This is a genomic window from Grimontia kaedaensis (genome assembly GCF_023746615.1).
Taxonomy (GTDB): Bacteria; Pseudomonadota; Gammaproteobacteria; order Enterobacterales; family Vibrionaceae; genus Enterovibrio; species Enterovibrio kaedaensis.
In genome coordinates, this window is the sequence record NZ_CP082275.1 from 3,107,337 (window position 1) to 3,133,820 (window position 26,484).

Sequence of the window (26,484 nt, forward strand, 5' to 3'; positions counted from 1 at the left end):
TGCGCTTAAGCTTCGTCGCTGAACCAGCAAATATTGCGCGCAGCCATAATCAGCTCGCCCGCTTTAACTTCATCCATTCCCTCGATATCCAGAAGATCATCTGTGCCTTGGTCAGCCAGATCTTCCAGAGTGCAAACGCCTTTCGACGCCAGGCGGAACGCCATTTCACGATCCAAACCTTCCAGACCAAGCAAGTCTTCTGCTGGCTCTGCACCATCAAGGATTTCTTCTTTTGCCAACGCAATAGTGGTCAGTGCTTCTTTCGCGCGGTTACGCAATTCATCAACGGTGTCTTCATCCAGTCCATTGATTTCCAGAAGCTCTGCTGCTGGTACGTATGCCACTTCTTCTAACGTTGTGAAACCTTCTTCGACCAGCACTGCTGCGAAGTCTTCGTCGATATCCAGGTGCTTGCTGAACAGTTCGATAGACTGACCAGCTTCTTCCTGATGCTTCTTCTGAAGATCTTCAACGGTCATTACATTCAGTTCCCAGCCAGTCAGCTGAGAAGCCAGACGAACGTTTTGACCGTTACGGCCGATAGCCTGCGCCAGGTTGTCAGCTTCAACGGCGATGTCCATCGCGTGAGTGTCTTCGTCAACGATGATAGAAGCAACATCAGCTGGTGCCATCGCGTTAATAACGAATTGCGCTGGGTTATCGTCCCACAGAACGATATCGATACGCTCACCACCCAGCTCACCAGAAACAGCCTGAACACGCGCACCGCGCATGCCCACACACGCACCGACTGGGTCAATACGTTTGTCGTTGGTCTTCACCGCGATTTTTGCACGAGAGCCTGGATCACGAGCCGCGCCCATCACTTCGATCATTTCTTCGCCGATTTCTGGCACTTCAATACGGAACAGTTCGATCAGCATTTCTGGCTTAGAGCGGGTCATGAATAGCTGGAAACCGCGCGCTTCTGGGCGTACAGCATACAGCAAACCACGAACGCGGTCGCCTGGACGGAAGTTTTCACGTGGCAGTTGATCGTCACGCTGGATTGCCGCTTCTGCGTTGTTACCCAGATCGACGATAATCACATCGCGATTTACTTTCTTGACCACACCAGTGATCAGCTCACCTTCGTTATCCATGAACTGCTCAACCACTTGGGCACGCTCTGCTTCACGTACTTTCTGCACGATCACTTGCTTAGCAGTTTGGGTCGTGATGCGGTCAAACGTCACTGATTCGATTTCGTCTTCAACGAAACCACCCAGATCCAGTGTTTCATCTTCAAATTGCGCCGCTTCCAACGTGATTTCACGCGTTGGCAACGCCACTTCTTCTACCACCAACCAGCGGCGGAAGGTGTCAAACTCACCAGTTTTACGATCGATAGCAACACGTACATCGATGTCGGCTTCGTATTTTTTCTTTGTAGCTGTAGCCAGCGCCGTTTCCAGTGCTTCAAAAATGCGCTCACGTGGAACCGCTTTTTCGTTGGATACCGCTTCTACGACAGCCAAGATTTCTTTGTTCATGAACTAATGCCTCATTTAACCTTAAAATGAAGGAACCAGGTTGGCCTTGGCGATATTGCTCAGGGCGAACGCTTCTTCGTTGCCATCGACCTTGATGGTGACGGTTTCGCCTTCGACAGAAAGAATGTCACCTTTCCACTTGCGGCGGTTCTGCATGGCCATCTTCAGCACAATGTTCACTTCATGGCCAACAAAGCGCTGATAATGTTCAGCTTTAAATAATGGTCGCTCCAAGCCAGGAGACGATACTTCCAGGCTGTAAGCCACAGTGATTGGATCTTCAACGTCCATTACTGCGCTAACCTGACGGCTCACTTCTGCACAATCTTCGACTGTGATGCCGTTTTCGTGATCGATATAGATACGAAGGGTGGAGTGTTGTCCTGCGCGAACAAACTCAAGCCCGACCAGTTCGTAATCTAGTGCCTCTACAGGCGCTTCAAGCAAGGCATGAAGCTGTTTCTCTAGTCCGGTCATACAAACCCCAGAAATAAAAAAAGGGCCTAAAAGCCCAGTCATCCATCCGAATGGTCATCTTCAGATAACAAAAAACCCCGAATGTCGGGGTTTAATGTAACTGGACCCTGATGTCATGATTTCTCATGACCAGTGACTGTTTTGGTCTCTATAAACAATCACCTCAAAGTGGTTGCGGGGGCCGGATTTGAACCGACGACCTTCGGGTTATGAGCCCGACGAGCTACCAAGCTGCTCCACCCCGCGTCCGAACGGCGCACATTATATCGTCGCCTCATGCACTAATTCAAGTGCAATGGCCTTATTCAGGACTTTTAAATTGGTGCTGAGAGCGGGACTTGAACCCGCACGCCTGTTAAGGCACTGCCCCCTCAAGACAGCGTGTCTACCAATTCCACCACCTCAGCGAAAGGTATTAATTCGGGATGTCGCTGTTGTTACCAGCAGCTGGAACATCACCTGACTCGATTTGTTCTACTGGAACACTCAAGTCGTCATATTCTCCGCCAGCATTGGTCTGCTTTGCAGTCAGATTACCTAGCACTAGGCTGAGAATAAAAAATATCGTCGCGAAGATCGCGGTCATTCGGGTGAGGAAGTTTCCAGAGCCGCCAGAGCCAAACACAGTGTTTGATGCTCCAGCCCCAAATGAGGCTCCCATATCTGCGCCTTTACCTTGTTGAACCAGTACTAGGCCAATAACAGCAAGTGCGGCCAACAGATAAATCACAAGTAGAATTTCGTACATGGGTTCCACCTATGTTCCAAATTGTTGAGCCAGATGACCAATTCAAGTTCACCAGCGCAACTCCCATCATTGGGAGCGGGAGAATACTAACGAATGCCAGCAGGTGAAACAAGTGAAAAATGCAAAAAAACAGGACTTTTCATTTCGTTTGCACATCTTGTGACCAACTGGACGCTCCCGCCCCATCACCATCCTTGTAAGGACTTTGGAATTAGCAGTTTGCTCTCACCGCATCTGCAATTTCCAATGCGTAAGCTTTTACGTCATCCGCATTTTCGCCTTCCACCATAACGCGGATCAGGGGTTCAGTACCAGACTTACGCAGCAACACGCGACCTGTCTCGCCAAGTTTAGCCTCAACAGAGGCTTTCGCTGAAAGAACAGCGTCAGACTCCAGAGGGTCGCTATCGCCACTGAAACGCACGTTTTCAAGCACTTGTGGGAACATACTCATGCCGTCGCACAGCTCTTTTAAAGACATACCGGTACCGACAACACTTGCCAACACTTGCAACGCCGCAACAATCGCATCACCCGTCGTCACTCTATCCAGCAAAATGACATGACCTGAGTTTTCCGCGCCGATCGTCCAGCCGTTTTCCAACAGTTTTTCCATCACATAGCGATCGCCCACTTTGGCTCGGGTAAATGGAATGCCAAGGTTTTTCAGCGCAACTTCCATGCCCATGTTGGTCATCAATGTGCCCACTACCCCGCCTTTCAGTTCACCGCGGCGCAGTGACTCACGGGCGATGATATAAGCAATCTGATCACCGTCGACTTTGTTGCCCTCATGATCAACCATGATGACGCGGTCACCGTCTCCATCAAAAGCAATACCAAGCAAGGCTTGTTCTTCAACTACGCGAGCCTGAAGCGCACGTACATCAGTAGCACCCACTTCATCATTGATGTTGGTACCGTTCGGCTCAACACCCATTGCGATAACATCCGCACCCAGCTCTTTAAACACGGAAGGTGCAATGTGGTAGGTCGCACCGTGGGCACAGTCGATAACTATCTTCATACCCTTAAGGTTCATTTCAGAAGGGAAGGTGCCCTTGCAGAATTCGATATAGCGACCTGCGGCATCAACAATACGTTTTGCCTTACCTAGTTGCGCCGATTCTACACAGGTCAGAGGCTTTTCAAGCTCAGCTTCAATCGCAAGCTCAATGGCATCCGGCAGCTTGGTTCCCTCGGATGAGAAGAACTTGATGCCGTTATCGTAGTAAGGGTTGTGTGAAGCTGAAATCACAATACCCGCTTCAGCACGGAATGTTTGCGTAAGGTAAGCGATTGCTGGGGTAGGCATTGGTCCCGTAAATGCAGCCTGCAGACCTGCAGCTGAAAGCCCAGCTTCCAACGCCGATTCCAGCATGTAGCCAGAAATGCGCGTGTCTTTACCAATCAGTACTTTCTTTGTGCCCTGCTGGCTCAGTACGCGACCTGCCGCCCAGCCAAGCTTGAGGATAAAGTCAGGTGTGATTGGGAATTGGCCCACTTTACCGCGGACACCATCGGTGCCGAAGTACTTACGTTCTATCATTGTGTATCTCCAAATTTTCCTGCTGCTTCTCGCATTGTGTTCACAACACGGACGACATCTGAGGTTTCAGCTACGTCATGAACGCGGATGATTTGAGCCCCTTTCAAAGCAGCAATGGTGGCGCAAGCTAAGCTCCCCCCGAGAATCTCAGTTGGGGATTTTTCTAATAATTTAAAAATCATAGACTTTCGTGACATTCCTGCCAGAACTGGTAGGCCAAATCGATGAAAGTCTTCCAGCTTTGCAAGTAGCTGGTAGTTATGTGTCAGTGTTTTCCCGAAACCAAATCCCGGATCAAGAATAACCTTGCTCTTTTCGATTCCTGCACCTTCACACGCCTTCAAGCGAGCATCAAAGAAGCTAAAAATATCTCCAAACAAATCATCGTAAGTAGGATTGGTTTGCATGGTGCGCGGTTGTCCCTGCATATGCATCAAGCAAACGGGTACGTTGGCTTTTGCTGCCTCTTCCAATGCCTGTGGCTCCTGAAGAGCACGAACATCATTGATGATATCGGCACCGGAAGCCACGGCTTCACGCATAACTCCTGCTTTACTGGTATCTATAGATATCCAACAATCAAAGCGAGAACGAATAGCTTCAATAGCAGGAACCACACGTTCCAACTCATCTTCCAAGGAAACGTCTGCGGCACCAGGACGGGTCGATTCACCGCCAATATCCAAAATAGTTGCGCCTGCTTTTAGCATGGCTTCAGCATGATGGAGAGCTGTATCTAACCGGTTGAATTGTCCGCCATCAGAAAACGAATCAGGGGTCACGTTGAGGATCCCCATTACCTGTGAAGAAGACAGATCAAGGGTTTTATTTTTACTGAGGAGTTTCATATGAGGGCTTTGTTCGGGCAGAGAATTTTCTACAGATAAAAGAAAAACCCCGAGTTAGCCCGGGGTTTTGTCGGTTTGAATCACCAATTACGCTTCCGACTTACCGTCTGGGTCAACTGACTTGTTGCCAGTTTCCACTTCGTCCGAAGACGGAGGAACGTCGCTAGCGCTGGCGTCAGCACTTGGCTTGGTCGGTGTATTATCTGAACTGTCGTCAGCGGACCAGCCTGCAGGCTCACGAACAGGACGTCTTGCCATCAGGTCATCAATTTGTGCAGCATCGATAGTTTCGTACTTCATCAATGCATCTTTCATCGCATGCATGATGTCCATATTTTCTTCGATGATCTTACGCGCACGTAGGTAGTTACGGTCAATCAGTTCACGAATTTCACCATCGATAAGACGAGCTGTCTCATCAGACATATGCTTGCTCTGGGTCACTGAGCGACCCAGGAACACTTCACCTTCGTCTTCAGCGTAAAGCAGTGGACCTAATTTCTCAGAGAAGCCCCATTGAGTCACCATCTTACGGGCGATATCTGTAGCTCTCTCGATGTCGTTAGATGCACCGGTAGACACTTTGTCTACACCGTAAATGAGCTCTTCAGCCAGTCGGCCACCGTACAGGCTTGAAATCATCGACTCCAAGTGTTGACGGGACATACTGACACGGTCTTGCTCGGGCAGGTACATGGTTACACCCAGCGCACGTCCACGTGGGATGATAGAGACCTTGTACACAGGATCGTGCTCAGGCACCAGACGGCCAACAACAGCGTGACCAGCTTCGTGGTATGCCGTTGATTCTTTTATCTCTTCAGACATCACCATAGACTTGCGCTCTGCGCCCATCATGATTTTGTCTTTCGCCAATTCAAACTCAACCATTGAAACAACGCGCTTGTTACCACGTGCAGCAAACAGTGCTGCTTCGTTGACAAGGTTAGCCAGATCTGCACCCGAGAAGCCTGGGGTACCACGAGCAATGAGTGATGCTTCAACATCACTGCCTAATGGCACTTTACGCATGTGAACTTTCAGGATCTGCTCACGACCACGAACATCTGGCAGACCAACAACAACCTGGCGGTCGAAACGGCCGGGACGCAACAGCGCTGGGTCAAGAACGTCTGGACGGTTAGTTGCTGCAATGACGATGATGCCTTCATTACCTTCAAAGCCATCCATTTCAACCAGCATTTGGTTCAAGGTCTGCTCACGCTCATCGTGACCACCGCCCAAACCAGCACCACGCTGACGGCCAACTGCGTCAATCTCATCAATGAAGATGATACATGGTGATGCCTTCTTCGCTTGTTCGAACATGTCACGTACACGTGATGCACCCACACCCACGAACATTTCAACGAAATCGGAACCAGAAATCGTGAAGAAAGGCACTTTTGCTTCGCCCGCAATGGCTTTTGCGAGTAGGGTTTTACCAGTACCAGGAGGACCAACCATAAGAACACCGGTCGGGATCTTACCACCCAGTTTCTGGAAACGGCTTGGGTCGCGCAGGTAATCAACCAGCTCTTTGACGTCTTCTTTTGCTTCATCACAGCCAGCAACATCGGCAAAAGTGGTTTTGATTTGCTCTTCGCTCATCATGCGCGCTTTTGACTTACCAAAAGACATCGCGCCTTTTCCGCCACCGCCTTGCATTTGACGCATGAAGAAAATCCACACACCGATAAGCAGAAGCATCGGGAACCAAGAGATGAAGATAGATGCAAGAATGCTTGGTTCTTCAGGCGGTGTGCCACGCACCTGAACTTTAGCGTTGATCAAATCATCCAGCAGTTTAGGATCTTGGAGTACAGGCATATACGTGACATAACCAGTGCCATCACGACGTGTCACTTTCAGTTCCCGGTTATCGAACTGTACATCCTGTATTTTATCCTGTCCTATCTCTTGGACGAACGTTGTGTAGTCGACTTGACGGCCAGCACTGTCACCTGGTCCAAAGCTTTGGAACACAGACATCAATACGACAGCGATAACCAGCCATAAAATCAAGTTTTTTGCCATGTCACTCAAGGTGTTAGCCTCGCAAAAACTATATTAATAATGGTAGAGTACTACAGTTTATAGCCTGTAGCCACAATGTAGACCTCGCGCGAACGTGCACGGGAGGAATCAGGTTTGCGGATTTTAACCGCTTTAAACATCTTACGCACTTCAGCCAAGTACTGATCAAAGCCTTCACCCTGGAAAACTTTGACAATAAATGAACCATTCGGTGCCAAGACTTCACGACACATGTCCAATGCAAGCTCAACAAGGTACATGGCGCGTGGCTGATCTGAAGCCAAGTTTCCACTCATATTTGGTGCCATGTCTGACATCACCACATCAACCATGTCTGGCTGGATACGGTCAAGCAACGCATTCAGCACCGCTTCTTCACGGAAGTCGCCTTGCAAAAACGCCACGCCAGGAAGAGAGTCCATAGGCAGAATATCACAGGCAATGACCTGTCCACTATCACCGACTTGCTCTACTGCGTATTGAGACCAACCACCAGGGGCAGCACCCAAATCCACAATAGTCATACCCGGTTTTAGCAGCTTATCTTTCCCCTGGATCTCATCGAGTTTAAAAATTGCTCTCGAACGAAAGCCTTTTTTCTGGGCTTCCTGAACATATTTATCATCAAAATGCTCTTTCAACCAGCGACCGGAGCTCGCTGAGTGTTTCTTTTTGCTCATGTTTTACCTAGCCCACACTACTACCGCAAAGATCTTGCGAATGATTCAGGGGGATATTTGTTCAGTTTGGATAGAGATGGCGGTAGAATGTCACGTTTTCAACCCCGATAAAACAATAAATCGAGTCATCAATGAATCTAAGCACAAAACAAAAACAGTATCTGAAAGGTCTTGCACACAACCTGAAGCCGGTTGTACTCATGGGTGCGAATGGCCTGACAGAAGCCGTGCTTGCTGAGATTGAAATCGCTCTCGATCATCACGAATTGATCAAGGTGAAAGTGGCATCAGAAGATCGCGACACTAAGAACCTGATTGTAGACGCAATCGTTCGTGAAACTAAAGCAGAGAAAGTACAGGTTATCGGTAAAGTTCTGGTTCTGTACCGTCAAAGCGAAGAGCGCAAGATCGAATTGCCACGCAAATAAAAAAGGCCGCTTAGCGGCCTTTTTTACGTATAGTGCCTGTAACAATCGCTAACATTTTTATCGGCGGCAGGCATCCAACCTTTAAACGTATTCTACGCTATCAATCTCAAACTCTTTCACACCGCCCGGCACAGTGATTGACACTTCATCACCTTCTTCTTTACCGATAAGGCCTCGCGCAATTGGCGAGTTGATAGAAATTAGGTTCTGTTTAATATCCGCCTCGTCATCACCCACGATTTGGTAAGTCACCTCATCATCGGTGTTGCAGTCGATAAGCGTTACAGTAGAACCGAAGATAACTTTGCCGTTGTTTGGCATCTTCGCAATGTCGATCACCTGAGCGACAGAAAGCTTGTACTCGATATCACGGATTTGTGCTTCACAAATGCCCTGCTCTTCTCGAGCAGCGTGGTACTCCGCATTCTCTTTCAGGTCACCAAGTTCGCGCGCTTCTGCAATCGCTTGAGTGATTAGCGGACGGCGTTTTAACAGGCGGTCCAGCTCTTCTCTCAATTGCTGTTCGCCACGCACAGTCATTGGTACTTTATCCATAAATGACATTACCTCTGTGACCAAAACCATATGTTTTGGCAAAAACAAAGCCACGCCCAGACAGAGTTTGAGCGCAGCCAACGAATTACTTTCATCTCAGTGTAAACAAGTTATCTGCTCAGGTCACCAACGATTTGAAAGCCGGGCTCTCCAAGACCACGAGCGAAAAAACCGAAACATACTTTAGAGTATAATTCTCAAATACATGTCACACATCAAACCAACAATACGGAGATTTAGTTCGCAATCAAATATAAAAAGTTCTAAACCCTCCCATGTTCAATGAACCTTATGAAAAAGTTATAACCCACTGTTATTAAATACATTAAAAATCTTGGATCATATAAAAAACAGTGTTTTCTATTTGTTTTTTGATTGTTTTACTAACAGTCCCAAATCGGGAGCGGTTACAAACAAGGCATCGCGGCGTTTGGAGATAACGTCACGAAAATCAAATTCATATAAAGGACAACGTAATGAACAAAAAGTTGATTGCTCTTGCTGTAGCTGCTGTAGCTTCTACCTCTGTTTCTGCTGCTGAAGTTTTTAACGACGGCACTTCTTCTATGGCTATCGGCGGTCGCGCTGAAGCTCGCGCATCTATTCAAGATGGCGATATGACTGACAACAGCCGCGTGCGTATCAACGTTCTGGGTACAACCCAAATCGCTGAGGGTGCATACGGTGTTGGCTTCTTCGAGCGCGAATTTAAGTCAGACAAAGAGGGTGACGAGAACCGTTACATCTATGCAGGTATCGGTACTGAGTTTGGTCTGGTAACTTACGGTAAGAACGACGGCTCTCTGGGCATGATCACAGACTTCACTGATATCATGTCTTACCACGGTGCTGGTGCAAGCTCTAAAATCGACGTTGCTGACCGTACAGACAACAACATTGCATATGTTGGTGAGTTCGGTGGTCTGACTGTTAAAGCGAACTACGTTGGCGAGAACGACTCTGTTGAGAAAGGTTACTCTCTGGGTACGGTTTACGCAATGGACAACGGTCTGGCAATGGGTCTGGGTTATGCTGACCAAGACACCAATGCTAAGCTGACTGAAAGCCAAATCGAAGCAGCTATCTCTTACTCAATCAACAACATCTACGTTGCAGCACTGTACAAAGATGGCGAAGAGAAACTGTCTGGCGTGAAAAAAGACCTGACTGGTTACGAACTGGCTGCTGCTTACAAAATGGGTAACACCAAGTTCACCACGACTTACAACAACGCTGAATCTAAAGCTGGCTCAACTAAGTCAGATACTTACGACTCTATCGCTGTTGACGCAACTCACTACTTCAACGACAACTTCCGCACTTACGTTTCTTACAACTTCAATCTGCTAAATGAAAATGAAGTTGCTACTAAGAAAGATGCGGAAGACGAGATGGTATTCGGTCTGCGTTACGACTTCTAATTCTCTGTTAAGTTAAAGACTTAATATTGAATATCAAAACGCCTACCTACGTGTAGGCGTTTTTTGTACCATACTGGATCTGCCTTCTTTACCGGAGAAATCATGGTGCGCCTTCTTACCCTTCTGCTTTTACTCCCCTTTTCATTTTCAGTTTTCGCCATACCCCTCAATAAAATTGAGGCCATGCTCCCTGCTGGTAGTCAGCTTGCGCTTTCAGTTCAAGATGCAAATTCTGGTTCTTCCATCCTTTCCGTTGATGAAGACATTCTGTTGCCACCGGCCAGCACCCAGAAAGTGGTAACGGCACTTGCAGCAAGTCTTTATCTGCCGAAAAGCTTTGCGTTCGAAACAAGCGTGGATCAAGTAGGGAAAGACATCGTATTTACTTTTTCCGGTGACCCAACACTGACGCGAAAAGATCTCAAACTCTTGGTTGGCGCTCTCAAAGCAAAAGGTGTGAAGCGTATTAGGGGAGATGTTTGGCTTGATGGGACTGTTTTTTCCGGGTATGAAAGAGCAGTTGGCTGGCCTTGGGATATTCTTGGGGTCTGCTACAGTGCCCCATCCAGCGCTGTCGCTCTTGAAAGAAACTGTGTACAAGGTTCAATTTACAGTGAGAAGGGCCGACAGAAAACGCGTGTTTTTGTTCCTGAGCACCAACCTGTACAAGTGAGCACAGACGCTCTAGTCGTAACAAAAGCCGAGCAGGAAGCAAGTCTGTGCGCTTTGGAACTTCACTACGACAATAACAACCAATATCAACTAAGTGGATGCTTGCAACAACGCTCGAAACCTCTCCCTCTCAAGTTTGCTGTTCAGAATCCGCAAAAGTATGTCGAAGATGTATTGGCTGATGAATTAAAAACGGCCGCTATTCGACTGGATGGCAGTATTCGTGTTGGCTCCCCAAAAGGTAACCGCACTTTTCTGGCAAAACATTCCTCGGATACCCGTGATGCCTTGCTAAAAGTCATGCTAAAACGCTCTGACAACCTACTCGCTGACAATCTGCTTAAAACCATGGGTCATCGATACTTCGGTAAAGCTGGCACCTTCGCCAATGGCGCCGCTGCGGTGAAAGCTATCTTGCAGGAAAAGGCAGGGCTAGACTTAACCCATGCTGTAATGGTTGATGGCTCTGGCCTTTCACGAAACAACCGCATGACCGCATCTCAACTAATGAATGTCATGCAGTATGTATATGAAAACCCAAATCTTGGCGTGCTTACCATGTTGCCGGTATCTGGTGTTGACGGCACTTTAAAGTACCGCTCCAGTGTACGCCATGCCCCTTTAAAGCAAAGACTCTCAGCAAAAACAGGCTCGGTCTACGGAAGCTATAATCTCGCTGGTGTGCTTAAAAACGAGCAAGGTAAAGATATCTTGGTGGTGCAATTGGTGACGAACTATCACATCCCTAAATCGGATGACAGGCCAGCCAATGTCGCCAGCCCGATCACCCAATTTGAACGGGAACTTTATCAGGCACTACTCACGTCAAGCCTAACCATGCGTTAACAGTGACGAAGTAAATCGCCATTCCACTGATATCAACCACTGACGCCAACACAGGGCTGACCAACACGGCAGGGTCGAGCTTGAGCTTTCTTGCCACCAAAGGCAGCACTCCGCCAAGTGTGGTCGAAATTGTTACTTGAATACTCAGTGCCAGGCCTATGGCTATGGCGATATCAATTAAGGTCATGCCTGCTGGCAGCGCACTGTCATCACTGAATAACATCACCCTTGCCATGATGACAGCGGCAAGGGAAATAGCGATGATCGACGCGATCCTCACTTCTTTCCACATCACGAGCAGCCATTGTCCCGGTCCGACTTCATTCATAGCCAGCGCCCTGACTACCAGTGTCGCGGCTTGCGAGCCTGCATTGCCGCCTGCAGCTGCAATGACAGGCATATAGATAGCCAGTAACACGAGCTGACTCAATGTATCCTCGTAGTGCGAGATGATAAGTCCCGAAACAATGCCAAGCAGTGCTAATCCGACAATCCAACCAATCCGTTGACGGACATGGCTCAATACCGAGTTAGTCAAGTAGTTGCCATCAGGCTCTGCTTCTGAGCTTATAAGCCCAAGTCCAGTGGCAATTTGCCTCACACGTACTACCTCCCCAGTTTCAGCCAAGTCATCAAGCAGCCGTCGAACCAATGCCACTGGGCACTGATTTAATACTGCAATCGCCTCACTAACGGGCATCACGGAGAGCAAGCGAACACGCTCATTGTTTTCATGAAATAAAAATGCGCTTCTTGCTGCTTCAATTTCTCTCGCAGCAAAAGCAGTTGGCTGGTTTCCCAGCGAAGTAGCGTTCATTACCGCCATAGCGAACCTCCCGATTGGCTAGGTGTAACGACCATAGAAAAGCGACTGATTTCAGACGAAAAAGTGCAGAAGCCTTTTAGCGACATACGAATACAGTCAGTTTTCTCACTCAGAATTTTCGGGAAGCACAGGGAATAAAAAGGAGCTTTAAAGCGGAGCATTCCAACCGGACGATTGAAACGCGAAATGATCACGAATGTTACCGTCTGGGATTACAGGCTTCCCTTGCAACTCGGAGGCTGGTCGATAACGTTCATGGTTTTCTCCAATTCAGTCGCAGCATTGCGACTCGTAAATTCTATGTAAAACGTAAAAGAACTCAACTAAAAACAAGGCAAAAAATATCAAGGACAAAAAACTAAAAACATAAAAAAGCCCACCATTAAGGCGGGCAAGGAGGTTATCGTAACGGTCGGCTTACTGCCGACTCATTAGTCTCCCCTCACAACTCAAAGCGCAAGCTCCAAATCGATCGGGGCTGTTTTGTTAATTATTTACCGTACTTTTCTGCCACACGTGCATGCAGTTCTTGTACTGAATTCACTTTCGACAGGTCAGCCGCAGCGTGAGCCATGCAGGTTGCGAATGCTGCATTCAGCGTAGTGGTGTAGTTCACTTTCTCTGCCAGTGCGCCGCGACGCAGTACCTTCGAGTCTTCAATCGCTTGACGACCTTCAGTGGTATTGATGATGTAGCTGTACTCACCGTTCTTGATGCGATCAAGGATGTGAGGACGACCTTCGTGTACTTTGTTCACCAGGCGTGGGTTGATGCCCGCTTCGCCGAGAACAACCGCAGTACCGTGAGTCGCATCTAGCTCAAAGCCCAACTTGATAAGCTTGGCTGCCAGGTCAACAACACGTTGTTTGTCGTTGTTACGAACAGACAGCAGAGCACGACCTTGATCAGTGTACGTTTTGCCACAGCCAAGGTCTGCTTTCGCAAATGCTTCTGCAAACGTGTCGCCCACACCCATGACTTCACCGGTTGAACGCATTTCAGGGCCAAGTAGTGGGTCTACGCCAGGGAACTTGTTGAATGGCAGAACCACTTCTTTCACTGAGTAGTAAGGAGGAATGATTTCTTGGGTGAAACCTTGTGACTCCAGAGACTGACCCGCCATGACACGAGCTGCAATCTTCGCCAGTGGTGCGCCGGTCGCTTTTGATACGAAAGGCACGGTACGCGCTGCACGTGGGTTTACCTCAATCAGGTAAACTTCGCCGTCTTTTACAGCAAACTGAGTATTCATCAGGCCACGAACACCCAGCTCGAAAGCCAGTTTCTCTACCTGACGGCGCATTTCGTCCTGAATCTCTTGGCTCAGGGTGTAAGCAGGCAGTGAACATGCAGAGTCACCAGAGTGAACGCCCGCTTGTTCGATGTGTTCCATGATGCCGCCGATAACCACTCGCTCGCCGTCGCAGATTGCATCGACGTCAACTTCTGTCGCGTCATCCAGGAAACGGTCCAGCAGTACTGGTGATTCATTAGATACGCTTACCGCTTCGTTGAAGTAACGGCGCAGATCGCTCTCGTCGTAAACGATTTCCATTGCGCGGCCGCCCAGTACATAAGAAGGACGAACCACCAGCGGGTAACCAATTTCACGGGATTTCTCTACCGCTTGCTCCAGTGCCGTTACTGTCGCGTTTTCAGGCTGTTTCAGGCCAAGACGCTCAACCGCCGCTTGGAAACGCTCACGGTCTTCTGCACGGTCGATAGCATCAGGGCTGGTACCAATGATTGGCACACCTGCTGCTTCCAGCGCACGCGCCAGTTTCAGTGGCGTTTGACCACCGTACTGAACGATAACGCCTTTTGGCTTTTCGACACGCGCGATGGCCAGTACGTCTTCCAGTGTTACCGGTTCGAAGTACAGACGGTCTGAGGTGTCATAGTCAGTCGAAACCGTTTCAGGGTTACAGTTAACCATGATGGTTTCGTAGCCGTCTTCACGCAGTGCCAGTGACGCGTGTACGCAGCAGTAATCGAACTCAATACCCTGACCGATACGGTTTGGACCACCGCCCAGAACCATGATCTTGTCTTTGTCTGAAGGGTTCGCTTCACACTCTTCATCGTAAGATGAGTACATGTACGCCGTGTCAGAAGAAAATTCTGCTGCACAGGTATCAACACGCTTGTAAACAGGGTGAATGTCGTACTGGTCGCGCAGTTTGCGGATTTCGCTTTCGCTCACACCCAGCAGCTTGCTCAGACGTGCATCGGAGAAACCTTTACGCTTCAGTTTGCGCAGTACTTTCGCATTCAGGCCAGCAAAGCCGCCTTCTTTGATTTCCGCTTCCAGCTTCACAATCTCTTCGATTTGAACCAGGAACCAGCGATCGATGTTCGTCAGTTTGAATACGCCGTCTACGGACATGCCCGCACGGAATGCATCTGCGATATACCAAATACGTTCTGCGCCTGCATCTTTCAGCTCATGGCGGATTTTGGTCAGTGCATCTGGCTCATCCAGGTCAACCATTTCGTCGAAACCGGTCGCACCAACTTCCAGGCCACGCAGCGCTTTGTGCAGTGATTCCTGTTGGTTACGGCCGATAGCCATGACTTCACCCACGGATTTCATCTGGGTAGTCAGGCGGTCATTTGCGCCCGCAAATTTTTCGAAGTTGAAGCGTGGGATCTTGGTAACCACGTAGTCGATGGTCGGTTCAAAAGACGCTGGCGTTGCACCGCCAGTGATGTCGTTCATCAGCTCATCAAGGGTGAAACCAACAGCCAGTTTCGCTGCCACTTTTGCAATCGGGAAACCCGTTGCTTTCGATGCCAGTGCAGAAGAGCGAGATACACGTGGGTTCATCTCGATGATAACCATACGGCCATCTTTCGGGTTGATACCGAACTGAACGTTAGAGCCACCGGTTTCAACGCCGATTTCGCGAAGAACTGCCAGCGATGCATTACGCATCAGTTGGTATTCTTTATCAGTCAGGGTCTGCGCAGGTGCAACCGTGATGGAGTCACCGGTGTGGATACCCATGGCATCGAAGTTCTCGATAGAACACACGATGATACAGTTGTCCGCTTTGTCGCGAACCACTTCCATTTCGTACTCTTTCCAACCGATCAGAGATTCGTCAATCAGCAGCTCGTTGGTTGGAGACAGGTCCAGACCGCGGCGACAGATTTCGTCGAACTCTTCTTTGTTATACGCGATACCGCCACCGGTACCACCCATAGTGAAAGAAGGACGGATGATACATGGGAAGCCCACCATATCGAGGACTTTGTAAGCCTCTTCCATGGTCTTCGCCGTGTCAGCACGTGGACATTCCAAGCCGATAGACTTCATGGCTTTGTCGAAGCGTGAACGGTCTTCTGCTTTATCAATCGCGTCCGCCGTTGCACCGATCATTTCCACGCCAAACTCAGCCAGTACGCCGTGTTTTTCCAGATCCAGTGCACAGTTCAGAGCTGTCTGGCCACCCATGGTAGGCAGAACCGCATCTGGACGTTCTTTTTCAATGATGTTGCGTACCACTTCCCACTGGATTGGCTCGATGTAAGTCGCATCAGCCATCTCTGGGTCAGTCATGATGGTTGCAGGGTTAGAGTTCACCAGAATAACGCGGTAACCCTCTTCACGCAGCGCTTTACACGCCTGTGCACCTGAATAGTCGAACTCACACGCCTGACCGATAACAATCGGGCCTGCGCCAAGGATAAGAATACTTTGAATATCTGTACGTTTTGGCATTCTCTGCTACTCCGGATTACGCGCTGTGTTGCTTGATCAGTTCAATAAAGTGGTCGAAAAGCGGTGCCGCATCGTGCGGACCTGGGCTCGCCTCAGGGTGGCCCTGGAAGCTGAATGCAGGTTTATCCGTGCGGTGGATGCCTTGCAGTGAGCCGTCGAACAGAGATTTGTGCGTCGCGCGCAGGTTAGCTGGCAGCGTCTCTTCGTCTGCTGCAAAGCCGTGGTTCTGGCTGGTGATCATCACGACATTGCGGTCCAAGTCTTTAACCGGGTGGTTCGCACCGTGGTGACCGAACTTCATCTTCACGGTTTGTGCACCTGATGCCAGTGCCAGGATTTGGTGGCCCAGACAGATACCAAAGATTGGCAAGCCTTTCTCCAGGAACACCTTGGTCGCTTCGATCGCATAAGTACATGGTTCTGGGTCGCCAGGGCCGTTTGACAGGAACACACCGTCTGGATTCATTGCCAGCACTTCTTCTGCTGACGTCTGAGCTGGAACCACAGTCAAGCGACAGCCACGGTCAACCAACATACGCAGAATGTTACGTTTCGCGCCGAAATCATAAGCCACTACGTGATAAGGCAGTTCGCTGTCATCTTTCGCTTCTGGCAGGCCGCCTTCCAGCGTCCATGAGCCTTGTTTCCACTCGTACGCTTCAGCTGTCGTCACTTCTTTCGCCAGATCCATGCCTTTCAGGCCTGGGAACTCTTTGGCTTTTGCCAGTGCCAGCGCTTCATCGATGTTGTCGCCCGCAACGATGCAGCCATTCTGAGCGCCTTTTTCACGCAGCAAACGGGTCAGCTTACGGGTGTCGATGTCAGCGATGCCAACGATGTTTTGGGATTTCAGATAATCAGAAAGGGATTGCTGATTACGGAAGTTAGAAGCGATAAGTGGGAGGTCGCGGATTACCAGGCCTTGAGCATGGATTTTTGAGGATTCTTCGTCTTCGGTATTAGTACCGGTATTGCCAATGTGGGGATAAGTGAGAGTAACGATTTGCTGGGAATAGGAAGGGTCGGTGAGAATTTCTTGGTACCCCGTCATCGAGGTATTGAAAACAACTTCACCAACAGCGGTTCCATCAGCACCAATGGATTCACCGTGGAATACAGTCCCGTCTTCCAGGACTAAGAGCGCAGACTTGCTCAAGACAACCTCCAAATCAATAAAGATGCAGAAAAACTATATAATCTTGCATCAAAGCATTCCATACAAGTGCCAAAAATCACTAAAGCTGAATTTTGACAAATTGCGCGCATTCTAGAGATCGATTCACAAGCTGTCAATAAGTGGCAAAAAAAAGAATATTACTTATGGTCTACAACTGCGGTTTTGACTACCAAGCAGGTAAAAGTGAGGGTTATCTGAGGATTTCACGCAAAATTATGCAGCACAGGTTAACACTTTCTCTACGCCGTAGCATTTGAGACAAATAAAGCAGTCAGGTAGAGACGCAACCGTTTTTATCAATAACGTTTAGATAGTATTTTATGGGCTTAACAAAGAAAACAAGAATAACATCAAATTAAAAGCAGTTAAGTGGCAGGAATTTTGTAATCTGCGACCATTTAAATAAAATCGTCGCTTATTAAAAAAAAACTATGCAGCATACAGAGAGACACTGCATAGTTATATGAATACGTATTGACTGGAAAAACGAGTAATTTACAGGGCGTCCAGCTCAAGCACGTCTTGCATGGTGTAGAAGCCCGCGTCTTTAGCTGCCAGCCATACCGCTGCGCGAACCGCTCCATTGGCGAAGGTCATACGGTTAGATGCTTTGTGGGTGATTTCCACACGCTCACCAATGTCTGCAAACATCGCAGTATGCTCGCCGACGATATCGCCCGCTCGGATGGTCGCAAAACCGATCTCATCTCTAGTACGCTCACCAGTGATTCCTTCACGGGCATATACAGCGACATCACTCAGCTTATTACCCATGGCACCCGCGATGGCTTCACCCATACCAATAGCGGTCCCTGATGGAGCATCCACTTTATGTCTGTGGTGCGCTTCAACGATTTCAATGTCACAGTAACCGCCCATCACCTTGGCGGCTTTCTCGAGCAGCTTGAAAACCAGGTTCACGCCCACGCTGTAGTTTGGCGCCATGACGATACCAACATCGGTCGCCGAATCAATCTGTGCGCGCTGCTCTTCGCTAAAGCCAGTCGTACCAATCACCAGTCGCTTACCATGAGCGCGGCAAAGCTCAATGTTTGCCAACGTCGCTACTGGTGCGGTGAAGTCAATGATGACATCAAATTGATCGGCCACTTTCGCCAAATCATCAACGATTGTTACATCGCGCTTACCAATACCTGCCAGTTCACCTGCGTCGGTACCAATCAAGCTCGACTCAGGACGCTCACTTGCTGCAGCCAAAACCGCGCCTTCCATCGCGTCAGTCGCTTGAATAAGCTGTCGGCCCATGCGTCCGGCAGCGCCCGCAATTGCAATGCGAACCATCTGTTTCCCCTTTTAACTTCCTGTCATCACGCAGCTTTGCGCGCGTTATGTTCGTAACTGGATAACCACTCTACCCTTTTCGTGGCGTGATGTGAATCAACCTCTGCGCGGTCAATCGCGGAAGTGGCGGCGTAAAAAAGGGAGCCTTCGCTCCCTTTCGGTTTTATCGATCAATGCACTTCTTTTACCTGAAGCTCTCGTGGCACTTCAAAGAACATATTCTCTTCACGACCTTTCAGCTCTTCAACTGATGTACCACCCAGCTCTTCAATGCGGGCGATAATCAGGTTTACCAGCTCTTCTGGCGCAGATGCACCTGCGGTAATCCCGACTTTGGTTTTCCCTTCAAACCATTCCGCTTTCACATCTTCTGCACAATCGGTCAGATAACCCGGTGTTCCAAGTTTTTCACTGAGTTCACGCAAGCGGTTTGAGTTAGAGCTGTTTTTCGAGCCCACTACCACCAATACATCACACTGGGTCGCTAAATCACGCACGGCATCCTGACGGTTTTGCGTTGCGTAACAGATGTCATCTTTACGTGGGCCTTGAATTTCCGGGAAGACCTTACGCAAAGTTTCAATCACCTCTGCTGTTTCATCCACCGACAAAGTCGTTTGGCTCACGAAATGAAGGTTGGATGGGTCTTTCACGTCCAACTTGTAAACGTCTTCCGGTTTCTCTACCAGATACATGCCACCAGTTTCACTGGCATACTGTCCCATGGTGCCTTCTACTTCAGGATGCCCAGCATGACCAATTAACACCACTTCCATATTACGGCGGCTAGCACGTGCCACTTCCATATGGACTTTGGTCACCAACGGACAGGTTGCATCAAACACGGTCAACGCACGGGCTTTAGCTTCATTACGTACCGCTTGAGAAACGCCATGCGCAGAGAAGATCACAATGCTGTCGTCTGGCACTTCGCTGAGCTCTTCAACAAACACGGCGCCGCGCGCTTTTAGGCCTTCAACGACAAAGCGGTTATGCACCACTTCATGACGTACATAAATCGGTGGCTGGTAAAGTTCCAGAGCACGTTCAACGATACTGATCGCGCGATCAACACCGGCACAAAACCCTCGTGGGTTAGCTAGCATGACTTTCATGGGATAGCCTTTTAAGCAACACTGACAATTTCAACGTCAAAGATAACACGATGGCCCGCCAATGGGTGATTGAAGTCCACCGTCACAGATTCGCCCGCCACTTCCGTAATCAGACCCGGGATCTCCTGACCGCCTGGACCAGAAAAGGCAATAATGGTGCCCTCTTCAGCGGGAGCATCACCGGCAAACAGGCTGCGGTCCATGTGCTGAACATTATCTGGGTTTGGCTGACCAAAAGCATCTTCAGGCTCCAATGTGAAGCTTGCCGACTCTCCTTCGGTTAAGCCCAACAGACACTTTTCGAAGTTCTCTGTCAGACTGCCATCCCCCATCACCAGCTTCGCAGGTTTACCTGAAGTTTTGGTGCTGTCTGCTACTGAGCCGTCTTCAAGTTTGATGGTGAAGTGCATGATGACTTCACTGTTTGCAATAATTTGCGCCATTAACTCATTTCCTTTGTTGGCGGGCAATTTACCAAAAGCAACAGCCCCTAAGTCCCCAGTTTCAATTGGGTTATCAAGGTTTTTTATACGACTTGGCGCCGACTACAGAGCAGTCAGCGCCAATTTTTATTTTCGAAGCGCGATAGGTTCTACTCGGCTTCAGCCTGAGGCTTTTTTGATGCGATGATACTTTCCAGAACAATGAGTACTGCACCAATCACAATCGCAGTGTCAGCCAAGTTGAATGCTGGCCAGTGATTGTTCCCGATAAAGAAATCAAGGAAGTCCACCACATAGCCATGCACCAGACGGTCAAATAGGTTACCGATAGCGCCACCAATAACCAACGCATAGGCAACATTCAGAATTCGATGACTGGCAGGCGTTGAACGCATCCAGTAAACAAGCATACCTGATACGCCCAGTGCTATTGCCGCGAAGAACCAACGCTGCCAACCACCGGCGTCGCTCAGAAAGCTGAACGCGGCGCCGTAGTTATGAACATAAAGCAGGTTAAAAAACGGCAGGACCTCAATGCGGTTCGACCAGCCGTAACCCATGGTATTCATCACCAGCAATTTGCTGCCGATATCCAGAACGAACACCAGAAGCGCTAGCCATAGCCAACGCAATCCTGATTGTTTCGCTGTCAGATCTTTCATCCAGCTTTCCTATCGTTGCCTGTTACGCGAACTGGCGCTTTTCGCCTTCGCCATCGATGTTGCTTACGCAACGGCCACAAATCGCTTCATGACCTTCGATGGTGCCAACATCCGCAACATGGTGCCAGCAACGATCGCACTTCTCTGCGTCAGACTTGGCAACAGCAACAGACAGACCTTCAACGTCAGTCGCTACCGCCGCTTCTGGTGCTGCATCAGTAGCAACGACCTCAGCTTTTGAAGTTAGCAGCACGAAGCGCAGTTCATCGCCCATTGCCTGCAGCTTGGCGGCAAACTCAGGTTTGGCATAAAGCGTTACTTCAGCTTCCAGAGAACCACCGATAGTTTTCTCGTTACGAGCAGCTTCCAGAACCTTGTTCACTGCACCGCGCACGCGAAGCAGTTCAGCCCAGAATGCGTTGTTCAGTTGCTCATCTTCACCCAGACCGAACAGACCGTCGTACCATACTTCAGTGAAAACGAACTTGTTACGGTTGCCTGGCATCTCGTTCCAGATTTCATCTGCAGTGAACGACATGATTGGCGCCATCCAGCGAACCAGTGCTTCCACAATGTGGAATAGCGCGGTTTGACAGCTACGGTGTGCGTGACCACCCGCTTTCGCGGTGTACTGACGGTCTTTAATGATGTCCAGATAGAATGAACCCATCTCAACCGAACAGAACTGCATCAGACGTTGCGTAACAGCGTGGAAGTTACACTCTTCGAACGCTTTCACGATCTCTTCCTGAGCTTCTAGTGCTTTACCCACTGCCCAGCGGTCTGCAACTACCAGATCTTCCGCTGCAACCATATCAGTTTCAGGGTTGAAACCGTTCAGGTTCGCCAGCAGGAAGCGCGCGGTGTTACGAATACGACGGTATGCGTCTGCACTGCGTTTCAGGATTTCGTCAGAAACTGTCATCTCACCGGTGTAGTCAGTCGATGCCACCCAAAGACGCAGGATGTCGCCACCCAACTTGTTCATCACGTCCTGAGGGGAAACCACGTTACCGATAGACTTCGACATCTTGCGGCCTTGGCCGTCAACAGTGAAGCCGTGCGTCAGAACCTGCTTGTAAGGGGCGTGGTTCTTGATAGCCACAGAGGTCATCAGGGAAGACTGGAACCAGCCGCGGTGTTGGTCAGAACCTTCCAGATACATATCGGCTTCATGGCCAGCAAACTCTTCGCGCTGGTTAACCACTGCATAGTGCGTTGCACCTGAATCGAACCATACGTCCAGAGTATCCAGCACTTTCTCGTAGTTTGTCGCTTCTGCACCAAGCAGTTCTTCAGCGTCTAAATCCCACCATGCCTGGATGCCAGACTGCTCTACTTTCTGAGCTACTTGCTCAATCAGTTCAACGGTGTTCGGGTGAAGCTCTGCCGTTTCTTTATGAACGAACAGGGCAATTGGCACACCCCAAGTACGCTGACGTGAAATACACCAGTCAGGACGACCTTCTACCATTGACTCAATACGGTTCTGGCCCCACTCAGGGATCCACTGTACGTTTTTGATTTCTTCCAGTGCTTTTGCACGCAGGCCCGCTTTCTCCATAGAGATAAACCACTGAGGCGTTGCACGGAAGATAATTGGCGTTTTGTGGCGCCAGCAATGCGGGTAGCTGTGTTCGTAAGCGTGGTGATGCAGCAGCGCACCGTGCTCTTTCAGCACTTCAACCACGTTATCGTTCGCTTTCAATACGTGCTGACCGGCAAACAACTCTGTGTCTGGCAAGTAAACACCGTTGCTACCTACTGGGTTTGCTACTTCAAGGTTGTACTTTTGACCAACCGCGAAGTCTTCCTGACCGTGACCTGGTGCGGTGTGAACAACACCCGTACCTGATTCAGTCGTTACGTGATCACCCAGGATCACAGGAACATCGAAGCTGTAGAATGGGTGGTTAAAGCGCAGCAGTTCCAGCGCATCACCTTTACAGAAGCCCAGATTGTGGAAGTGCTCGATACCGGCACGATCCATCACATCTTTAGCAAGCTCCGCAGCCATGATCAGACGACGAGGCGTGTCACCTTCCACCTGAACCAGCACGTATTCCAGCGCATCAGAAACCGCAACTGCACGGTTCGCTGGCAGAGTCCAAGGCGTGGTGGTCCAGATAACGATGGACACATCGCCTTGACCTGCATGACCTTCGTTCAGGTTGAACTTAGACAGCACTGCTGCTTCATCGACAGCACCGAACATGACATCGATTGAAGGAGAAACTTTGTTGTAATACTCGACTTCAGCTTCTGCCAGTGCAGAACCACAGTCAGTACACCAGTGAACAGGTTTAAAACCTTTATGCAGGTGACCATTACCCGCGATTTTACCCAGTGCACGGATGATGTTTGCTTCGGTGTCAAAGTCCATGGTCAGGTATGGCTTGTCCCACTCACCCAACACGCCCAGACGTTTGAAGTCTGCCTTTTGGCCTTCAACCTGCTTCGCAGCATACTCACGACACTTCTGACGGAACTCAGCCGCAGACACTTTCTGTCCTGGCTTGCCGACTTTCTTTTCAACCATCAGTTCGATAGGCAGGCCGTGACAGTCCCAACCTGGTACGTAAGGTGCGTCGAAGTCCGAAAGGGTTTTGGACTTAATAATAATGTCTTTAAGAATTTTGTTTACGGAGTGACCAATGTGAATATTGCCGTTCGCATACGGAGGGCCGTCATGCAAAATGAAAGATTTTTTGCCTTTCTTCGCTTTACGGATTTCACCGTAAAGATCTTCGTCATACCAGCGCTTGAGCATCTGTGGCTCGCGCTGTGCAAGATTACCTCGCATCGGAAACCCAGTTTCCGGCAGGTTTAAGGTATCTTTAAAGTCACTCATTGATTGTTCATTCCGTATATGGACGTTTAGACATTATTTCTCATCATGCTCAGCCAGCCACGCACGCGCTGTCTGGGCATCAATTCCGATTTGGGCTTTCAACTCATCGAGCGAGCCAAATTTCATCTCGTCACGCAGTTTATGTAAAAGCTGCACTTCGATTTGAAGACCATAGAGATCACGCTCCAGGTCAAAAAGGTGTACTTCCAGTTGTTGGCGCACACCGTTGACAGTAGGCCGTGTACCGACATTCGCTACACCACCCAGCCATTGTTCTTCTTCAATTCCGCCAACTCGCACCACATACACACCGGAAACAGGAGATACACGACGCTTGAGCGGAACATTTGCCGTCGGGAAGCCGATGGTTCGACCCAACTTTTTACCATGGGAAACGCGACCGCTAATGCTATAAGGGCGACCAAGCATAGCTTCTGCTTCACTCTGGTGCCCTGCAGCCAATTCGTTACGAATGGCTGTACTGCTGACACGTTGTTCTGAAACAGTAAAACTGTCAGTGCTTACCACTTCAAAACCAACGCTTTTGGCTTCGTTTTGCAGATAACAAAAATCGCCCTGACGCTTAGCGCCAAAGCGAAAATCATCACCAACCACGAGAAACTTAACACCCAATTGTTCAGCCAACAAGCGATGAACGAAGTCATGCGGCGTGATAGAGGCGAATTTGGCGTTGAAGTTGACCATGACAAGACGCTCAACACCTAGCTTGGCCAGTTGAACGTACTTATCTCGAAGCCGGGTAAGTCTTGCCGGAGCATTTTCTCCCGAAAAAAGCTCCCGTGGCTGAGGTTCAAACAGCATTACCGTTGAAGGCAAACCAAGTTCGCGTGCTTTTTCCACCACGCGGCGCAGCACTTCCTGATGACCGAGATGGACACCGTCAAAGTTACCGATTGTTAGCACGCAGCCACGATGTCTATCGCGGATGTTATGGATACCCCGAATTAATTCCATAGCGGTAAAACAGCTTTCCCCTTAAAAAACCGACGGATTATATACTAATCAGAAGCCGCAATCAGCCTTCCGCGCGAAGTTGATGCGGTCGCAAACCCAAAATCACCAGTGAGACTACGTAAGTGATTGCGCCCGCAGCAATTAAGCCGGTCAGCGTATAAACTCTTTGCCACAAATCCATCATCAGCCATTGCTCAAATACCGGCATAAAGTGATAAACCACCGCGCCCATGAGAGCCACACCCACGACAAGACGCAAAGTAAACACCACAGTATCTTTACTGACGCGGTAAACCTGCTGCTTGTGAAGGCCACGGTATAGCAAACCTGCATTGACCAGCGCTGAGAGCGCAGTAGCAATCGCCAAGCCTACGTAGCCATAGAAGTACGCAAAAATTAAATTAAAACCCATGTTGCTTGCCATGGCGATAATGCCATAGCGCACCGGTGTTTTGGTGTCCTGTCGGGCGTAGTACCCAGGCGCTAAAACCTTGATTAACATAAAGTTAAGCAGACCTGACGAATAAGCAATCAGTGACATGGCTGCCGCATTCACATCGTCAGCGCCAAACTCCCCACGCATAAAGAGAACCATCAGCATCGGTTTCGCCAGCACAATCATACCGACCATGGCAGGAACGCCAAGCAGCAGCACCATGCGCACGCCCCAATCCATGGTCGACGCAAAATGTCCTGAAGATTGCTCCACATGTTTTTTGGAAAGCGCTGGAAGAATCACTGTCGCAATGGCAATCCCAAACAAACCTAATGGAAATTCCAGCAGGCGATCTGAGTAGTAAAGCCAACTAATAGAACCTGTTGCCAGGAAACTAGCAATAAAGGTGTCGAGTAGCAGGTTAATCTGGCTAACAGAAACCCCAAACAATGCTGGAATCATCAGAGTACGAATTTTGACCACGCCCGGATGCGACCAGCCCCATTTAGGGCGAACCAGCATCCCTTCACGATAGAGGAACGGGATTTGGAAACCAAACTGAATAAGGCCCCCCAGAAATACACCAATACCCAGACCAATCTCAGGCTGTTCCATATTTGGTGAAATCCAAATCGCCGCTGAAATCATCGCAATGTTCAGAAACACTGGTGTGAAAGACGAAACTGCAAAACGACCCAAGGTATTGAGAATCGAGCCGGCTAGCGCCACAAAAGTGATAAACCAAAGATATGGGAACGTGATCTTGAGGATCAGAGAGGCCAACTCAAATTTGTGGGCAGAAGGGCCATCGTTTACCCAATCGAGGAACCACCCCATCCCGAACAATGCCGTGATAACTGGTGAGGCAATCACACCAATCAAGGTGACTATCGTTACCAACAGACCCAGTGTGCCTGACACATAGGCAATCAGCTCGCGAGTTTTGTTTTTATCATCACTGGCTTGGTATTCGGCCAGCACCGGAACAAATGCCTGAGAAAAAGCCCCCTCTGCAAAAAGGCGTCTCAGGAAGTTGGGGATTTTATTAGCAAAGAAGAAAACATCCGCTGCAGCACCTGCCCCCATTAAATTCGCGATAACCACATCACGCACGAGACCCATCACACGCGAAATCATAGTCATCGAACTGACAATCAATCCGGAGCGAAGTAATCGCTTTGACACCTATATCCCCTTAAAAAAACAAAAGGAAGTAAAC

General features: G+C 49.2%; 20 protein-coding genes, 2 tRNA genes and 1 pseudogene. 3 read left to right on the forward strand and 20 right to left on the reverse strand.

Annotated features, from left to right (window positions below; translation table 11 throughout):
• Positions 1-5: 5 nt before the first annotated feature.
• The 9 genes and pseudogenes from nusA to rlmE all read right to left on the reverse strand — a co-directional run bounded on the left by nusA (position 6) and on the right by rlmE (position 7,832).
• Positions 6-1,493, reverse strand: a complete 1,488-nt coding sequence (gene nusA / locus K6Q96_RS14025; protein WP_251876513.1) for a transcription termination factor NusA — start codon at positions 1,491-1,493, stop codon at positions 6-8.
• Positions 1,494-1,514: 21 nt separating this feature from the next.
• Positions 1,515-1,970 carry a ribosome maturation factor RimP gene (gene rimP / locus K6Q96_RS14030; RefSeq protein ID WP_062667298.1) on the reverse strand — a complete coding sequence of 152 codons (456 nt, stop codon included), beginning with the start codon at positions 1,968-1,970 and terminating at the stop codon, positions 1,515-1,517.
• Positions 1,971-2,139: 169 nt separating this feature from the next.
• A tRNA-Met gene (locus tag K6Q96_RS14035) sits at positions 2,140-2,216 on the reverse strand.
• Positions 2,217-2,290: 74 nt separating this feature from the next.
• Positions 2,291-2,377: transfer RNA gene (locus K6Q96_RS14040), tRNA-Leu, on the reverse strand.
• Between the two features lie 101 nt (positions 2,378-2,478).
• A pseudogene (gene secG, locus K6Q96_RS14045) lies at positions 2,479-2,718 on the reverse strand (preprotein translocase subunit SecG); the annotation flags it as partial.
• Between the two features lie 211 nt (positions 2,719-2,929).
• Complete coding sequence (gene glmM / locus K6Q96_RS14050) at positions 2,930-4,267, reverse strand: phosphoglucosamine mutase (RefSeq protein WP_251876517.1); 1,338 nt, start codon at positions 4,265-4,267, stop codon at positions 2,930-2,932.
• Entirely contained in the window at positions 4,264-5,115 is an 852-nt protein-coding gene (folP, locus tag K6Q96_RS14055) for a dihydropteroate synthase (RefSeq protein ID WP_251876520.1), read from the reverse strand. The genes glmM and folP overlap by 4 nt, the downstream gene beginning before the upstream one ends.
• Before the next feature lie 87 nt (positions 5,116-5,202).
• Positions 5,203-7,152 carry an ATP-dependent zinc metalloprotease FtsH gene (ftsH, locus tag K6Q96_RS14060; RefSeq protein ID WP_251876522.1) on the reverse strand — a complete coding sequence of 650 codons (1,950 nt, stop codon included), beginning with the start codon at positions 7,150-7,152 and terminating at the stop codon, positions 5,203-5,205.
• A gap of 50 nt (positions 7,153-7,202) precedes the next feature.
• The gene (gene rlmE / locus K6Q96_RS14065) at positions 7,203-7,832 is read right to left on the reverse strand and encodes a 23S rRNA (uridine(2552)-2'-O)-methyltransferase RlmE (RefSeq protein ID WP_002540334.1); all 630 of its coding nucleotides are present in this window, start codon (positions 7,830-7,832) and stop codon (positions 7,203-7,205) included.
• Positions 7,833-7,963: 131 nt separating this feature from the next.
• Between rlmE and yhbY the strand changes: the two genes are divergently transcribed.
• Positions 7,964-8,260, forward strand: a complete 297-nt coding sequence (yhbY, locus tag K6Q96_RS14070; protein WP_002540335.1) for a ribosome assembly RNA-binding protein YhbY — start codon at positions 7,964-7,966, stop codon at positions 8,258-8,260.
• Between the two features lie 81 nt (positions 8,261-8,341).
• Here the strand turns inward: yhbY and greA are convergent, their stop codons facing one another.
• Positions 8,342-8,815 carry a transcription elongation factor GreA gene (gene greA, locus K6Q96_RS14075; protein WP_197475417.1) on the reverse strand — a complete coding sequence of 158 codons (474 nt, stop codon included), beginning with the start codon at positions 8,813-8,815 and terminating at the stop codon, positions 8,342-8,344.
• A gap of 476 nt (positions 8,816-9,291) precedes the next feature.
• Here greA and K6Q96_RS14080 point away from each other — a divergent pair, with 476 nt between their 5' ends.
• Together K6Q96_RS14080 and dacB are read left to right on the forward strand one after the other, a co-directional pair.
• Positions 9,292-10,236 carry a porin gene (locus tag K6Q96_RS14080; protein WP_251876524.1) on the forward strand — a complete coding sequence of 315 codons (945 nt, stop codon included), beginning with the start codon at positions 9,292-9,294 and terminating at the stop codon, positions 10,234-10,236.
• A gap of 102 nt (positions 10,237-10,338) precedes the next feature.
• A complete protein-coding gene (dacB, locus tag K6Q96_RS14085; RefSeq protein ID WP_251876526.1) occupies positions 10,339-11,754 on the forward strand; it encodes a serine-type D-Ala-D-Ala carboxypeptidase in 1,416 nt (471 codons plus the stop codon).
• Here the strand turns inward: dacB and K6Q96_RS14090 are convergent.
• The 10 genes from K6Q96_RS14090 to murJ form a co-directional block, all read right to left on the reverse strand.
• Positions 11,729-12,580 (reverse strand): magnesium transporter, encoded by an 852-nt coding sequence (locus K6Q96_RS14090; protein ID WP_251876528.1) that lies wholly within the window; start codon positions 12,578-12,580, stop codon positions 11,729-11,731. The two genes, dacB and K6Q96_RS14090, sit on opposite strands and share 26 nt — an antisense overlap.
• Positions 12,581-13,070: 490 nt before the next feature.
• The gene (gene carB / locus K6Q96_RS14095; protein WP_251876530.1) at positions 13,071-16,304 is read right to left on the reverse strand and encodes a carbamoyl-phosphate synthase large subunit; all 3,234 of its coding nucleotides are present in this window, start codon (positions 16,302-16,304) and stop codon (positions 13,071-13,073) included.
• A 16-nt stretch (positions 16,305-16,320) separates the two neighbouring features.
• On the reverse strand, positions 16,321-17,460 hold the full coding sequence (gene carA, locus K6Q96_RS14100) for a glutamine-hydrolyzing carbamoyl-phosphate synthase small subunit (RefSeq protein WP_046304409.1): 1,140 nt from the start codon (positions 17,458-17,460) through the stop codon (positions 16,321-16,323).
• 516 nt (positions 17,461-17,976) lie between these two features.
• A complete protein-coding gene (gene dapB / locus K6Q96_RS14105) occupies positions 17,977-18,783 on the reverse strand; it encodes a 4-hydroxy-tetrahydrodipicolinate reductase (RefSeq protein ID WP_251876532.1) in 807 nt (268 codons plus the stop codon).
• A gap of 170 nt (positions 18,784-18,953) precedes the next feature.
• Entirely contained in the window at positions 18,954-19,898 is a 945-nt protein-coding gene (gene ispH / locus K6Q96_RS14110) for a 4-hydroxy-3-methylbut-2-enyl diphosphate reductase (protein ID WP_251876534.1), read from the reverse strand.
• Positions 19,899-19,909: 11 nt separating this feature from the next.
• On the reverse strand, positions 19,910-20,341 hold the full coding sequence (fkpB, locus tag K6Q96_RS14115) for an FKBP-type peptidyl-prolyl cis-trans isomerase (protein ID WP_046304412.1): 432 nt from the start codon (positions 20,339-20,341) through the stop codon (positions 19,910-19,912).
• 149 nt (positions 20,342-20,490) lie between these two features.
• A complete protein-coding gene (gene lspA, locus K6Q96_RS14120; RefSeq protein ID WP_251876535.1) occupies positions 20,491-21,003 on the reverse strand; it encodes a signal peptidase II in 513 nt (170 codons plus the stop codon).
• A 22-nt stretch (positions 21,004-21,025) separates the two neighbouring features.
• The gene (gene ileS, locus K6Q96_RS14125; protein WP_251876536.1) at positions 21,026-23,854 is read right to left on the reverse strand and encodes an isoleucine--tRNA ligase; all 2,829 of its coding nucleotides are present in this window, start codon (positions 23,852-23,854) and stop codon (positions 21,026-21,028) included.
• A 33-nt stretch (positions 23,855-23,887) separates the two neighbouring features.
• Complete coding sequence (gene ribF, locus K6Q96_RS14130; protein WP_251876537.1) at positions 23,888-24,829, reverse strand: bifunctional riboflavin kinase/FAD synthetase; 942 nt, start codon at positions 24,827-24,829, stop codon at positions 23,888-23,890.
• A gap of 61 nt (positions 24,830-24,890) precedes the next feature.
• Positions 24,891-26,450, reverse strand: a complete 1,560-nt coding sequence (gene murJ / locus K6Q96_RS14135; RefSeq protein ID WP_256481772.1) for a murein biosynthesis integral membrane protein MurJ — start codon at positions 26,448-26,450, stop codon at positions 24,891-24,893.
• Positions 26,451-26,484 lie beyond the last annotated feature (34 nt).